This window comes from Streptomyces mayonensis (genome assembly GCF_018982965.1).
Classification (GTDB): Bacteria; Actinomycetota; Actinomycetes; order Streptomycetales; family Streptomycetaceae; genus Streptomyces; species Streptomyces mayonensis.
The window spans coordinates 1-14,228 of sequence record NZ_JACBYP010000160.1 but is presented as its reverse complement, the minus strand read 5'-3'; the positions used below and the strand labels follow the sequence as shown (position 1 = coordinate 14,228).

The window sequence follows — 14,228 nt, the reverse complement described above, 5'->3', positions numbered from 1 at the left end:
CCCTCCAGGGCTCGGCCCCCACCCGCTGGGGCCTCGCCTTCACCGCCCCCGACCGGGCCGGAGTACGGCACGACGTGGTCGCGGAGTTCACCTGGGGGCTGCTCCAGCGGACAGCGGTCGACGGCCGGGAGCAGGGGCCGCCCGTCGGGTGACGCGTACCGGGCAGGGGTCCAGCGGTCCGGAGGGTCCGGGGAAGGCGCCGTCAGCGCTCGTCCCCCGGGTCCCAGTCCAGCAGGCGGACCTTGGCGACCGTACGGACGTGGCGGCGCATGGCGGCCGCGGCCCGCCGGGGCTCGCGGGCGGCGATCGCGTCGAGGATGGCCTGGTGCTGCGCCAGGGAGCGGTCGGGGCGGCCCGGCTGGCGCAGGGACTCGGTGCGGCTCTCGGCGATCTGGTGGGCGATGGAGCGCATGAACTCCGCGAGCAGGCTGCTGTGCGCGGCCGCCGTCACCGCCGCGTGGAAGAGCCGGTCGCCCTCGACGCCGTGCGCGCCCCGCTCGATCTCCTCGGCCATCACGGTGAGCGCGGCGCGCATCGCGGCGAGGTCGTCCTCCGTGCGGCGCTCGGCGGCGAGTTCGGCGAGTTTCGTCTCCAGCGCCTCGCGGGCCTCCAGCACGTCCGGCAGCCGCCGCCGGCGTTCGACCATGTCCTCGACCGGTTCCACGTCGAGGCTGTCCCGGACGAGGTACGTGCCGCCGCCGTGCCGCGCCTCCACCAGGCCCTGCACCTCCAGGACCACGATGGCCTGCTTCACGGAGGCCCGGCTGACCCCGAGGCGCTGGGCGAGGTCCCGTTCGGGCGGAAGCCGGTCGCCGGCCCGCAGGCCGCCCTCGGTGACGTACTGGCGCAGCCGCTCCAGCACCTGTTCGTACAGGCGCTGTCGGGGCATGGGGCGCAGGGCGTCGGTCACGGGTCCCCCTCTCCTCGGGAGCCTAACACCGGGCGCCCGGTGGCCGAGTGGCTGAGCCAATTCCTGCGCGACCCCTTGACGCCACCGCGGCGCGGGCCCACGCTGACTCGCCAACCGCACCCTCCAAGTGGCTCAGCCACTCAACCAGTCGACGCTCCGTCGTCGGGCCAGCACCCGGGAGCCCCCGCATGTCCCCCGAACTCGTCTCGATCCTCGTCCTCGTGGTGGTGTTCGTCATCGCCACCACCCGCTCCGTCAACATGGGCGCGCTCGCCTTCGCCGCCGCCTTCGGGGTGGGCACGCTCGTCGCGGACCTCGACGCGGACGGCATCTTCGCCGGGTTCCCCGGTGACCTGTTCGTCGTCCTCGTCGGCGTCACCTACCTGTTCGCGATCGCCCGGGCCAACGGCACCACCGACTGGCTGGTGCACGCGTCCGTCCGGCTGGTGAGAGGCCGGGTCGCGCTGATCCCGTGGGTGATGTTCGCGCTCACCGGCGCGCTCACGGCGATCGGCGCGGTGAGTCCGGCGGCGGTGGCCATCGTGGCGCCGATCGCGCTGAGCTTCGCCACCCGGTACGGGATCAGCCCGCTGCTCATGGGCACGATGGTGGTGCACGGCGCCCAGGCCGGCGGGTTCTCGCCGATCAGCATCTACGGCTCCATCGTCAACGGCATCGTGGAGCGCGAGAAGCTCCCCGGCAGCGAGGTCGGCCTCTTCCTCGCCTCGCTGGTCGCCAACCTCCTCATCGCCGCCGTGCTGTTCGCGGTGCTCGGCGGGCGCAAGCTGTGGGCGCGGGGGGCCGTGACGGACGGCGGCAACGACGACGACGCGGACGGTACGGGCAGTGCGGACGGCACGGACGGCACGGGAGGGACCACCGGCGGCGGCGCCGGCACCGGCACCGGCACCGGGGGCAGGACGGGTGCCGCCCCCGCCCCGACCGCCGTGGCCGTCCGTGCCGAGCAGGGCACCGGGGGAGGCACCGAGGGAGGCGTCGGCGGCACGGTCCTCAACCCCGCCCGGATCGCCACCCTCGCCGCCCTGGTCGCCCTCGTCGTGGCCGTCCTCGGCTTCGACCTGGACGCCGGTCTGACCGCCGTCACCCTGGCCGTCGTGCTGAGCACCGCCTGGCCCGACGACAGCCGCCGCGCGGTCGGCGAGATCGCCTGGTCGACCGTGCTGCTGATCTGCGGCGTCCTCACCTACGTCGGCGTACTGGAGGAGATGGGCACCATCACCTGGGCCGGTGAGGGCGTCGGCGGCATCGGCGTCCCGCTGCTGGCCGCCGTACTGCTCTGCTACATCGGCGCGATCGTGTCGGCCTTCGCCTCCTCCGTGGGCATCATGGGGGCGCTGATCCCGCTGGCGGTGCCGTTCCTCGCGCAGGGCGAGATCGGGGCGGCCGGGATGGTGGCGGCGCTGGCGGTGTCGGCGACGGTGGTGGACGTCAGTCCGTTCTCCACCAACGGGGCGCTGGTGCTGGCGGCGGCGCCGGACGTGGACCGGGACCGCTTCTTCCGGCAGCTGATGGTGTACGGAGGGATCGTGGTGGCGGCCGTACCGGCGCTGGTCTGGCTCGTCCTGGTCGTGCCCGGCTTCGGGTAGGAACACCGGCCCCGGCCCCGGCACCGGGCTGTCCCACCGGCTCCGGCTCCGGCTCCGGCTCCGGCTCCGGCTCCGGCTCCGGCTCCGGCTCCGGGCAGGCCCATAGGCCCACCGGACGAGCCCGTCCCCCCTCCCCTTCGGACAACCGGCAGTCTTGAGCGACAGCCCGCGAGCAACAGCTAAGGAGTACGACGCGTGTCCTCTCTCTCCCCGGCCCTCTTCCCGGCCCTCTCCCCCGCCCCGTCCGGCGCCCGGGCCGACCGGCCGGCGCTGCGGTTCGGCGAGCGCTCACTGACGTACGCGGAACTCGCCGCCGCGGCGGGCGCCACGGCCGGCCGGATCGGGGCCGCCGGCCGGGTCGCCGTCTGGGCGACCCCGGCGATGGAGACCGCGGTCGCCGTGGTGGCGGCGCTGCTGGCCGGCGTACCCGCCGTGCCGCTCAACCCGAAGTCCGGCGACAAGGAACTCGCGCACATCCTCTCGGACAGCGAGCCGTCGCTCGTCCTGGCGCCCCCGGACGCCCAACTCCCGCCCGCGCTGGGCGCCCTGGAACGCGTCGACGTCGACGTGGACGCCCGCGGCCCCGTCCCCGAGGACCGCCGCGCCGACGGCGACCCGGCACTCGTCGTCTACACCTCCGGCACCACCGGACCGCCCAAGGGCGCCGTCATCCCCCGGCGCGCCCTCTCCGCCACGCTGGACGCGCTCGCCGACGCGTGGCGGTGGACCGGAGACGACGTGCTGGTGCAGGGGCTGCCCCTGTTCCACGTGCACGGACTGGTGCTCGGCATCCTCGGCCCGCTGCGCCGGGGCGGGTCCGTGCGTCACCTGGGCAGGTTCTCCACCGAGGGCGCCGCGCGGGAGCTGAACAGCGGCGCGACCATGCTGTTCGGGGTGCCGACGATGTACCACCGGATCGCCGAGACGCTCCCCGGCGACCCGGAGCTGGCGAAGGCACTCGCCGGGGCCCGGCTGCTGGTGTCGGGGTCGGCGGCGCTGCCCGTGCACGACCACGAGCGGATCGCCGCCGCGACCGGCCGCCGGGTGATCGAGCGGTACGGCATGACCGAGACGCTCATGAACACCAGCGTCAGGGCGGACGGCGAGCCGCGGGCCGGAGCGGTGGGCGTGCCGCTGCCGGGCGTGGAGCTGCGGCTCGTGGAGGAGGACGGCACGCCGATCGCGGCGCTCGACGGCGAGAGCGTCGGCGAGATCCAGGTACGCGGCCCGAACCTCTTCACGGAGTACCTCAACCGTCCGGACGCCACCGCCGCCGCCTTCACCGGGGACGGCTTCTTCCGCACCGGCGACATGGCGGTGCGCGACCCCGACGGCTACGTCCGCATCGTCGGCCGCAAGGCCACCGACCTGATCAAGAGCGGCGGGTACAAGATCGGCGCCGGTGAGATCGAGAACGCGCTCCTCGAACACCCCTCGGTGCGCGAGGCGGCGGTCACCGGGGAGGCCGATCCGGACCTCGGCGAGCGGATCGTGGCGTGGATCGTGCCGGCCGACCCCGCCGCGCCGCCCGCGCTGGAGACGCTGGCCGACCACGTCGCGGGCCGGCTGGCCCCGCACAAGCGGCCCCGCGTGGTCCGGCACGTCGACGCGTTGCCCCGCAACGACATGGGGAAGATCATGAAGCGGGCGCTGACCCATGGGTGAGCGTCCGAAGCGCCCGAAGCGCCCGTCCGCGCGGGAGTTCCTGGCCCTCGTCACCGACGACTTCACGGAACTCCCCGGCCCGGAGGGCGGCCTCCCCTCCCCCGACGGCCCCCTCGGCTGGCCCGGTTACGGCGCCGCCCGCGCCCGCGCCGCCGCGCGCACCGGCGAGGAGGAGTCCGTCGTCTGCGGCACCGGGCACGTCGAGGGCGTCCAAGCGGTGCTGCTCGCCTTCGAGTTCGGCTTCCTCGGCGGTTCGCTGGGGAGCCGCACCGGCGACCGGCTGGAGGCGGCGTACGCGTACGCCCGGGAGCGGCGGCTGCCGGTGGTGCCGCTGGTCGCCACCGGCGGCAGCCGGATGCAGGAGGGGATGCTCGCGCTGACCCAGCTCCAGCGGGTGGCACGGCAGTCCGTACTCACCGGGCGGGCCGGGCTGCCGCAGATCGCGGTGGTGCGGGACCCGTCCACCGGCGGCGGCTGGGCGACCCTCGGCGCGGGCGCCGACGTGGTCCTCGCGCTGCCCGGCGCCCAGGTCGGCTTCGCCGGGTCGCGGGTGCGGCCGCCGGGCGCCGACCCGGCGGCGTACACGGCCGAGGCGCAGGTGGCGGCGGGCAGCGCGGACGCCGTGGTGCCCGAGGACCAGCTGCGCGCCACGCTGGGCCGGTGGCTGCGGCTGCTGACCGCGCCGTCCGCGGACCCGGCGCCGGTGCCCGCCCCGCTGGGCGCACGGGACCTGCCGGCCGACGGCTGGGACGCGGTACGGCGGGCCCGCGCCGCCGGACGTCCGCGCGCCGGGGCCTATCTGGACGCCTACTTCGCCGAACGCGTCGCCCTGTCCGGCGACCGCTGCGGCGGCGCCGATCCCGAGGGCATGCTGTGCGGGTTCGGCACGCACGCGGGGCGGACGGTGGCGTACGCGGCCCAGACGGGTGCGGCGACCCGCCCCGCCGGGTACCGCACCGCCACCCGGCTGCTCCGCCTCGCGGACCGGCTCGGCATTCCGGTGCTGACCCTGGTGGACACGCCGGGCGCGGCCGGTGACGCGGCGGCGGAACGGCAGGCGGTGGGCCCGGCCGTCGCCGGCCTGTTCGGTGCCGTGGCCTCGGTGCGCACCCCCGTCACCACGCTGGTGATCGGCGAGGGCGGCTCGGGCGGGGCGCTGGCGCTGGCCGCACCGGGCGCCACCTGGGCCACGCCGGACAGCTACTTCTCCGTCATCGCGCCGGAGTCGGCGGCGGCGATCCTGAAGCGGCCGCCGACGGAGGTGGAGAGGACGGCGGACCAACTGCGTCTGCGTCCGCAGGACTTGGCCGAACTTGACGTGATCCGAACAGACGATCAGTTGTTCCCTGGAACAGGTGATCGTCGCTCTGAAGAGCGCATGTGACTGCAGGGACCAACGATACTTACGGTGTGCGAGCGACGGGCTGCAGACCGTAGTCGACGCACATGTCCCAAGCGGTCCCCCGGAATTCCGGGTCCCCCCGGACTCTCATGGGGGTCGCACGAAGCACAGCGCAAGGAGCATCACGATCATGAACCTTCTCACCGACGTCCTCGCCGGCCTCGTCCACTTCGTCGGCTGGCTGGTCTGACGGTCCGAGAACCCGGCGGCGCCGCCTCCCCGTCCCAGGGAGGCGGCGCCGTCCGCGTGTCCGCGCCCGGTCCACGGCCGGTGACCGCACGTTCTTCTGCGCCGCACGGGACACGGGCAAGTACCGTCCGTCACAATGGTGCTGCGCACGGACACGTACGGCACACGGGGAGCGGACGACGTCATGGACGGGTTGGTCGAGTTCAGGACCGGGGACGGCGTACGGGTCGTCGTCGAGGGGGTCGAGGACGAGGACGGCGCGCGGCTGGTCTCGCGCGGGGACGGACCGACCCGGGCGGCCCGCACCTTCGAGGACTCGCTGGACGGTGTGCGGGCGGCGGCCGCGTCCGCGTTACGGGTCTTCCGGGACGGCTCGCTCAGACCCGACGCCGTGGAACTGGAGTTCGGGGTCAAGCTGAGCGCGGAGGCCGGCGCGGTCATCGCGAAGGGCTCGGCGGAGGGCCACCTGGTGGTGAAACTGAGCTGGTCGCCCGACCCGGCCCCGGCTCCCGCCCCGCCTCCGACCTCGCATCCGACCTCGTCCTCGTCCTCGCCTCCGCCCGAGGCTCCTGCCCCGGACCCGGACCCGGACTCATCCACGACCCCGGCCCCGGACTCATCCGCGGCCCCTCCCCCGGACCCGGACTCAACCGCGACCCCTCCCCCGGCCCCGGTTCCCGCGGCGGGTGCGGCCCCCGACGCCGCCACGCGGTCATGAGCGGTACCGCGTGGCACGCCCGCGTCGAGTGCGGTTCCGAGGTCGGTGCCGGGTTCCTGGTCTCCGGCCGGCGCCTGCTCACCTGCGCCCACGTCGTCAAGTGGGCCGACCGCGCGCCGGTCACCGTGTCCTTCCCGGGCCGCCGGGAGTTGGGCGCGCTGTACGCCACGGTCGCCGTGCACGGCGGCTGGCGGGGCGGCGCCGCCGACGCCGGCGACCTGGCCGTACTGGAACTGGACCGCGAAGTCCCGCTCACCCCGGCCTCCTTCGCCCGGCCCGGCGCCGAACGGGACGCGCCCGCCCCGGAGCTGATCGCCTACGGCTTCCCGAAGGGGTACGACGAGGGCATGCTCGCCTCGTACCGCGCGCTGTCCGGGCCGCTCATCTCCGGCGAGTGGGTCCAACTGGAGGCGGTCACCGCCCACGGGCAGCCGCTGGCGGCCGGGTTCAGCGGCGCCGCCCTCACGCTGGCCGACGGCACGGTCGTCGGCATGGTCTCCGCGGTGGCGGGCGCCAAGGACGTACGCGTCGGCCGGATGCTGCCCGTCGAGGTCATGGCGCGCTACTGGCCGGAGCTGGGCGAACTGGTGCCCACCCCGGGCCACCGGACGGACGCGCGCCGGCGGCTGTACGCGCTGGTGCGCCGCGCCGAGGAGACCGGCCTGAGCTGCGATCCGAAGCGGCTGTACGCCTCGGCCACGGACGGCTTCGACCCGCCGCCCCCGGACGGCGGCTTCGCGAGTCTGCGGGAGGCCGCCGCCTACGTGCAGTGGGAGGTGCCCGAACCGGGCATGGTGGTCCGCTTCGCCGACCGGCTCGAAGAGCTGCTGCACGCCCCGCCGCCGCGCCCGGCGACCTGGTCGCCCATCGTCGTCGAGCTCGACCGCAGCGGAGCCGGTGCCGACCAGGTCACCGTCGAGGTGTCCGCCTACCGGGACGGGCAGCGCCACCCGGTGGGCTCGCGGCGGCTGGCCCGCGGCGCCGTGCGGTCCTTCGTGCAGGAGAGCATCGACGAGGCGTTCACCCAGCTCGACCCGGGCGCCGACGAACTGCTCACCTTCGTACTGCCGCGCGAGTGGCTGAACGAACCGGTGGCGCACTGGGCGTGCGGCGAGGACGACTCCACACCGCTCGGCTGCGCCCACCCGCTGGTCGTCACCGACCGCCACCGCCATCGCAGCGGGCGGCTCCGCCACCAGTTGCGCAAGAAGTGGGGCAGGCTCGGGTCCAACGGGGGCGGCACGCTGCAACGCGTCGACTGCGGCACCCGGGAGCGGCCGGCGGGGCTGCGCAAGCGGCTGCGGGAGGACGCGGAACTCGCCGGTTTCGCCACCCCGCCCGCAGCGGCGAGGGAGTACTTCGAGGTCGGCCTCACCGTCCCCGTACCCGTACTGCTGTGGCCGCGCCGGGGCTGCTCCGGCGACCCGCACGAGGAGTCCTGCTCCGGCAGGGACTTCCTCGACCGGCTGGCCCTGTCCGTGGCGAACGTGCCCCCGGCCGAACTGCCCCGTCTCGTGCTGGAGTTGCGCGAGACGGCCGACGCGGCCGAGGTACCGGACGAGCACTGGGCGCGGGACGTCCAGCTGCTGTGGGACGATCCCCGCTGCTTCGCCGAACCGGCCGCCGCGCTCCACTCGCCCGTCGGTTGAACCACCCCGCATCCGCCACCACCACCCACCAACCCCCAGCCCCACCACCGCGCTCGACGCCTTCCGGGAGAGGAACCCATGCCCCTGTGGCCCGTCTACACCGGCGCGCCGGCTCCGCACGACGGCATCACCCGGCTGCCCCCGCCGCCGCCCTGGCGGGCCTTCGACGGCGAGCCCGTGCTCGACCCGCCCGAGAAGGACGCCGACGCCCCGGACTCCCCGGACCGCGCCCACCGGGCCACGACCTATCAGGCCACCGAGGAAACGGTGCAGTTGGTCAACGCGGCCCTGTACCTGCGCCGCCCGCTGCTGGTCACCGGCCCGCCCGGCACCGGCAAGTCCTCCCTCGCCTACGCGGTCGCCCGTGAACTCGGCCTCGGCCCGGTCCTGCGCTGGAACATCACCAGCCGCAGCACCCTGCACGACGGCCTCTACACGTACGACCCGCTCTCCCGGCTGTACGCGGCGCGTCACGCCACCGGCCGGCCCGACGCCCCGGCGGCGGCCACCGGCATCGAGGACCACCTGAGGCTCGGCCCGCTCGGCACCGCCCTCCTCCCCTACGCACGGCCGCGTGCCCTGCTGATCGACGAGATCGACAAGAGCGACCTCGACCTGCCGAACGACCTGCTGCACGTCCTGGAGGAGGGCCAGTACGAGATCCCCGAACTGGTGCGGGCCGCCCGCGACGTCCCCGGCGGACGCTCCGAGGTGCTGATCGACGGCACCGACCAGCGCGTGCCGGTGGAGCGCGGCCGGGTGCGGTGCAGGGCGTTCCCGTTCGTCGTCCTCACCAGCAACGGCGAGCGCGAGTTCCCGCCCGCGTTCCTGCGCCGCTGCGTCTCGCTGCGCCTGCGGCAGCCGGACGACGCCCACCTCGCCGAGATCGTCCGCGCCCACCTGGGCGAGCCCGACGCGTACGCGCAGCAGCTGATCCGGCGGTTCCTGTCCCGGGTGGGCAGCGGCGAACTGGCCACGGACCAGTTGCTCAACGCCATCTACCTGGCGCGCTCCTCGGGTCTGGGTGCCGACTCCCTGGACGGTCTCGCGGAGCAGCTCATGCCGTACCTCGGCAGGTCCCCGCAGCCCGACGCCTTCTGATGCCGACCGACCGGCCCGACCACCCCGACCACCCCGACCACCCGGACCGCTCCGGCCGTCCGGACCGTTCCGGCTACCCCGGCCGCCCGGGCCCCTCCGGCCGCCCCGGCGCCTCGGAGCCGCTGTCGCAGTTCGCCGACATCCTCGGCCGGGCCTCCTCGGGCGTCCGCCCGACCTCGCTGGAGCTGGCCGAACTGCTGTGGCTGGCCGGGCAGATGATCTCAGCGGAGACGGACCCGTTACCGGCCGATCCGGCGTCGGAGGCCACGCCCGGGGCCGCCCCGCCGCCGGACCCGGGCGACCGGCCGGAACCCGAGCGGCCCCGGGACCGGGACCGGGGCCGGGGCCGGGGCCGGGAGCACCCGCGCCACCGGCAGGACCAGGAACCGGAACCGGAACCGCCGCACGACCGGCCCGTACCGGGGCCGCCGCCCTCCGCCGGCGCGCCCCGCACCCCGCTGCGCCTGCCGTCGTCCGACACCCCGGCCCCCGGGGCGTCGGCGGCCGAACCGCACAGCGCCCTGCTCGCGCCCGCCCCGCCGATGCTGCGCCGCACTCTGGCGCTGCAACGCTCCCTGCGCCCCCTGAAACGCCGTACCGAAGCGCCCGTCGGCCGCGAGGTGGACGAGTCCGCGACCGCCGACCGCATCGCGCGCCTGGGCGGCGGACCCGAGTGGTGGCTGCCGGTGCTGCGCCCGGTGCGGGAGCGCTGGCTGCGGCTGCACCTGGTGCACGACGCGGGTCCCACGATGCCCGTCTGGCAGCCACTGGTGCGCGAACTGCACGCCGTGCTCGCCCAGTCGGGCGTCTTCCGCACCGTCGTGCTGCACCGCGCGGAAGCCGACGGGACCGTCCGCGGCGACGGGTTCGAGGCGCCCGCGGACGGCCGTACGGTCACCCTGCTGATCAGCGACTGCATGGGCCCGCAGTGGCGCGAGGGACCGGCCGGAACCCGGTGGTTCGCCACGCTGCACCGCTGGGCGCGCCGCACTCCCCTCGCCGTTCTCCAGCCGCTGCCCGAGCAGTTGTGGCGCGACACCGCCCTGCCGCCGGTACCCGGCCGGCTGTCCGCCCCGCACCGGGCCGCGCCCAGCGCCCGCCTCGCCTTCACGCCGTACGACGACACCGCGCCCCCGGCTCCCCCGGGCGCCGTGCCCGTCCCGGTCCTGGAGCCGGGCCCCGAGTGGCTGGCGAACTGGGCCTCGCTGGTCGCCGGTCCCGGGGGCACCGCCCGTCCGGGCGCCGCCGCCGCGCTGCACCGCCCGCTGCCGGCCGACGCCGACGACCGCACCGACCTCGCCCGGCTGTCCCCCGAGGACCTGGTCCTGCGCTTTCGCGCGAGCGCCTCCCGCGAGGCCTTCCGGCTGGCCGGGCACCTCGCGCTCGGGCGGCCCGACCTGCCGGTGATGCGGCTGGTGCAGGCGGCGGTCGAACCGGACCCGCGGCCGCAGCACCTGGCCGAGGTCATCCTCAGCGGCCTGCTCACCACGGTCGCGGGGCCGCCCGGCTCGTACGCCTTCCGGCCCGGCGTACGCGACCTGCTGCTGCGCGGTCTGCCCCGCACCGCCCGCAACCACACCCACGACCTGCTGCTGCGCACCGGCGGTCTGATCGACGAGCGGGCGGGACGGTCGCCCGGCGAGTTCCGCGCGCTGATCCCGTCGCGCGACGGCACCGAACGGGCCGGCGGCGGCGAGACGTTCGCGGTGATCAGCGAGGAGAGCGCCCGGCAACTGGCCGTACCGGAGCGGCCCGGGCTCCCCTCGCCCTTCCCCCCCGGCCTGGCCACCCGCTACCGGCCGGTCCGCCGGCTCACGCCGACCGGGAGGGTGTGGCTGGCCGAGCACACCGAGTCGAACCGCACGGTGGCGGTCCGGCTGCACGACCGGCTGCCCGGGGCCGCCGGCGCCGCGGCGCGCGGGGCGTTCCTGCGCGACGCCCGGCGCCTGACGGAGTTCGTCCATCCGAACGTGGTGGACGTCCTCGACGCCGGTGTCGAGGACGGCGTGCCCTACGTCGTCATGGAGCACCTCGACGGCATAGCGGTGAACGTCCTCGCCCGCGCGGGCGACCGCCGGCTGCCCGCGCCGCTGACGGTGTCGGTGGGGGCGCAGCTGGCCCGGGCGCTCACCGCCCTGCACCGGGCGGGCCTCACGCACGGCGGCCTGGAGCCGTCCCGGCTGGTCCTCCTGCCGGACGGCACCGTACGGCTCAGCCTCCTCGAACCGGGCCGCAGCCCGGGCCGTTCCGGACGCTCCGCCGACCTGCGGGCCCTGTGCGCCGTCCTGCTGGAGCTGAGTGCCGGCACCTCGCACCTGACCGTGCCGATCGACTCCCACCGCCTTGACCGGCTGCCGGCACCCCTGCGCATCCACTACGCCCACGCCTTCGACCAGCTGATGTCCATGGCGCCGGCGGCCCAGGCCCGGGGACTGGACCTGCTCACGGACCCGGGGCTGCGCACGGCGGCGGACGAGGCGTACACCCCGCGCCGCTACCGCGCCCTCGGCCCGCTGCGCGTCACGCTGCCGGACGGTTCCCCCGCCCTGCCGCCGGACGTGCGCGCGCTGCTCGCGATGCTGCTGCTCAAGCACGGCCGCACCGTGACGCACGAGGAGCTGCGGTGGGGGCTGTGGGATCCGGGCGACGAGCCGCGCAATCCGCGGGCCGAACTGACCCGGCTGGCGGCGCTGCTGGCCGACGCCCTCGGCCCCGGCGCCCTGGCGACCCTCGCCCACGGCTACGCCCTGCACACCAGCGCCGACCACGTTGACCTGGTGCGCTGCGACGAGCTGGTGCGGCGTGCCGACGCGGCCCGGCTGAGCGGCGCGCTCACCAAGGCCCGCGACCTGGTCGCCGGGGCCCTGACGCTCTGGCACGACCCCGAGCCCCTCACGGACGTGCCGGGCCCGGCCGCCCGCACCGCCCGCGCCCGTCTCCTCAGGCTGCGGCTGGCCCTGCACACCAAGCACGCCGAGCTCGACCTGTCCCTCGGCGACTACGACCGGGCCTCGACCGACCTGTCCGGCCTGCTGCGCGCCCACCCGCACCGCGAGGACTTCCGCCGCCTCTACCTCATCGCGCTGCGCCGCCAGGGCCGGGGTGCCGAGGCCCTGGAGGTGTACGAGGAGTACGAGCTGTCGGGCGGGCGGAGTCCGGCCCTGGCGGCGCTGGGCCGGGAGCTGCGCGAGGAACACGCCGAGCCGGTGGTCGACGCGCCGTGGTCGGAGTACGAGGACCCGCCCGGCAGGCACCCGGACCCGGGCACCCGCCAGGGCACGGTGTCGGCGCCGGACGAGCTGCCGGAGGGCCCGTACCCGACGGAGGACGACTTCTGGACGCCGCTCCTTGACGAGGCCGAGGTGCCGGACGAACCCGCGACGGTGATGGCGGCGGAGATGGCGGCGGAGGAGGGAGTACAGGAAGTAGAGGGAGTACAGGGAGTAGAGGAAGTACAGGAGGAGCCGGGAGCCGGACCGGAGGAAGACCGGCTGGAGGAAGGCGCAGCCGGCGGCGATGTCGACACGGACTACCGCAACTGCGCCCGCTTCTCCTTCGCCGACGCCCCCGACGGCACCGGCGGCCATGGCGACCCCGGCGGTCCCGGCGGTCCCGGCGGCGGCCAGGACGTGCGGGAGCGCGCGGCGGCCCTGCACGTCCTGGTCACCCACCTGCTGGCGGACAGCGGCCTCGACGGCGCGGCGTACGAACTCGTGGCGGACCGCGAGGGTCTGCTCGTCCTGCTGGCGCCGCGGGTGGGGGCCGTCCCGCTCCTCCGTGCGACCGTGGCGGGCCTGCCCGGACAGCTGGCGCACCTCGGCGGCGCCCGGCTGCGGGCGGAGTTCTGGCAGGTGGAGTTCCGGCTGGACGGGACCGGGGAGCAGTCCTTCCGCGCCGACGCCGAGTCGGTCGGCACGGTCCTGGACGCCTCCTCCGCACAGGCGGTCGTCGCCCTCTCCGACTCCCTGTACTACGACGAGGTGTACGAGGAGGTCTACGAGGACGCCCACGAGGAGCAGGGCGGGCCGGCCCCGGCTCCCGGCCCGGCTCTCGGCCCGACTCCCGGCCTGTTCCGGCCGCTGGCCGACGACACCGGCTGGTACCGGCTGATCGACGGCGTGCGGGAACCGACGGCCCCACCGCCGTCCCGCCGCGCCCCGCGCACCCCCGCGGACCTGGTCTCGGGCGCCCGCTGTGTGCTTCTCGGCTTCGACGACGTACTGGCCCGGCTGTACCGGCCCGCCGCCGAGCGGGAGGTGCTCCTGGACATCGTGCGGCTCTTCGCCGACGAGCGTGATCCCGAGGACGCGCTGGCCGGGCTGCCCCTGCCCCGGGCCGCCGCGGACGGATACGTCGGCACGCTCGACTTCGTCCGGGCGCTGGCCGGGCACCGGCTCGCCCCCGACGTACGGCTCCGGCTCGACCGGCACGAGGCGCGGGCGGCGCGTACGGCACAGCCGGTGCCGCTGGCCGACCGGCTGGTCCAGGCGCTGCACACCCGGGGCGTACCCGTCGCGGTGGTCACCGACCGGGCTCCCGCCCCGGTCACCTCGTACCTGCGGCGGCGCGGCCTGCTGGAGTGTCTGCGGGGCGGGGTGCACGGCCGGGACACCGACCTCACCCGCCTCATGCCCGACCCGGACGTCCTGCGCCGTGCGCTGGAGCGTCTCGACGCCGACGCCGGTGACTGCGTGCTGGTCGGTTCGTCGGTCGCCGAGCAGTCCGCCGCCCGCGCGGCCGGTCTGCCGTTCGTCGGCCGCTTCGGCGACGTACGGGCCAGGCGCCGGCTGAGTACGGCGGACGGCGACGCCCTGCTCGTACCGGATCTGCGTCCGCTGCTGACGGCGGCCGAAACCCGCTGACCGCGCCCGACCCACCCGATCCGCCCGACCCGGTCCGCCCGACCCACCGGGGCCACGCCCACGGGGTCCCGGCCGGACCCGCCCTCCCCGTCACCGGCAGGTGCGCCCGCCGGGACACCCCATTC

General features: G+C 75.9%; 8 protein-coding genes. 7 read left to right on the top strand and 1 reads right to left on the bottom strand.

Going from position 1 to position 14,228, the window contains the following annotated elements:
- Positions 1-202: 202 nt before the first annotated feature.
- Positions 203-910, bottom strand: coding sequence for a FadR/GntR family transcriptional regulator (locus HZS56_RS34820; RefSeq protein WP_216724818.1), 708 nt, complete (start codon positions 908-910; stop codon positions 203-205).
- 188 nt (positions 911-1,098) lie between these two features.
- On the opposite strand from HZS56_RS34820, the gene HZS56_RS34815 reads away from it, so the two are divergent.
- From HZS56_RS34815 to HZS56_RS34785, 7 genes are all read left to right on the top strand, one after another.
- Positions 1,099-2,517: an SLC13 family permease gene (locus tag HZS56_RS34815; protein WP_216724817.1), complete on the top strand. Its 1,419-nt coding sequence runs from the start codon at positions 1,099-1,101 to the stop codon at positions 2,515-2,517.
- A gap of 195 nt (positions 2,518-2,712) precedes the next feature.
- A complete protein-coding gene (locus HZS56_RS34810) occupies positions 2,713-4,182 on the top strand; it encodes an acyl-CoA synthetase (RefSeq protein WP_216724816.1) in 1,470 nt (489 codons plus the stop codon).
- On the top strand, positions 4,175-5,566 hold the full coding sequence (locus tag HZS56_RS34805; RefSeq protein WP_216724815.1) for a carboxyl transferase domain-containing protein: 1,392 nt from the start codon (positions 4,175-4,177) through the stop codon (positions 5,564-5,566). The genes HZS56_RS34810 and HZS56_RS34805 overlap by 8 nt, the downstream gene beginning before the upstream one ends.
- A 343-nt stretch (positions 5,567-5,909) precedes the next feature.
- Positions 5,910-6,491 carry a CU044_2847 family protein gene (locus tag HZS56_RS38620; protein WP_253915393.1) on the top strand — a complete coding sequence of 194 codons (582 nt, stop codon included), beginning with the start codon at positions 5,910-5,912 and terminating at the stop codon, positions 6,489-6,491.
- Positions 6,488-8,140, top strand: coding sequence for a VMAP-C domain-containing protein (locus HZS56_RS34795; RefSeq protein ID WP_216724814.1), 1,653 nt, complete (start codon positions 6,488-6,490; stop codon positions 8,138-8,140). Before HZS56_RS38620 ends, HZS56_RS34795 begins: the two co-directional genes overlap by 4 nt.
- A gap of 78 nt (positions 8,141-8,218) precedes the next feature.
- Positions 8,219-9,241, top strand: a complete 1,023-nt coding sequence (locus tag HZS56_RS34790; RefSeq protein ID WP_216724813.1) for an AAA family ATPase — start codon at positions 8,219-8,221, stop codon at positions 9,239-9,241.
- On the top strand, positions 9,241-14,103 hold the full coding sequence (locus HZS56_RS34785; RefSeq protein ID WP_216724812.1) for an SAV_2336 N-terminal domain-related protein: 4,863 nt from the start codon (positions 9,241-9,243) through the stop codon (positions 14,101-14,103). Before HZS56_RS34790 ends, HZS56_RS34785 begins: the two co-directional genes overlap by 1 nt.
- Positions 14,104-14,228: the final 125 nt, after the last annotated feature.

Bases quoted from the DNA above. Each gene is read 5' to 3' on its own strand.
- HZS56_RS34815 (WP_216724817.1), top strand. From the start codon at position 1,099: ATGTCCCCCGAACTCGTCTCGATCCTCGTCCTCGTGGTGGTGTTCGTC.
- HZS56_RS34805 (WP_216724815.1), top strand. From the start codon at position 4,175: ATGGGTGAGCGTCCGAAGCGCCCGAAGCGCCCGTCCGCGCGGGAGTTC.
- HZS56_RS38620 (WP_253915393.1), top strand. From the start codon at position 5,910: ATGGTGCTGCGCACGGACACGTACGGCACACGGGGAGCGGACGACGTC.
- HZS56_RS34795 (WP_216724814.1), top strand. From the start codon at position 6,488: ATGAGCGGTACCGCGTGGCACGCCCGCGTCGAGTGCGGTTCCGAGGTC.
- HZS56_RS34790 (WP_216724813.1), top strand. From the start codon at position 8,219: ATGCCCCTGTGGCCCGTCTACACCGGCGCGCCGGCTCCGCACGACGGC.
- HZS56_RS34785 (WP_216724812.1), top strand. From the start codon at position 9,241: ATGCCGACCGACCGGCCCGACCACCCCGACCACCCCGACCACCCGGAC.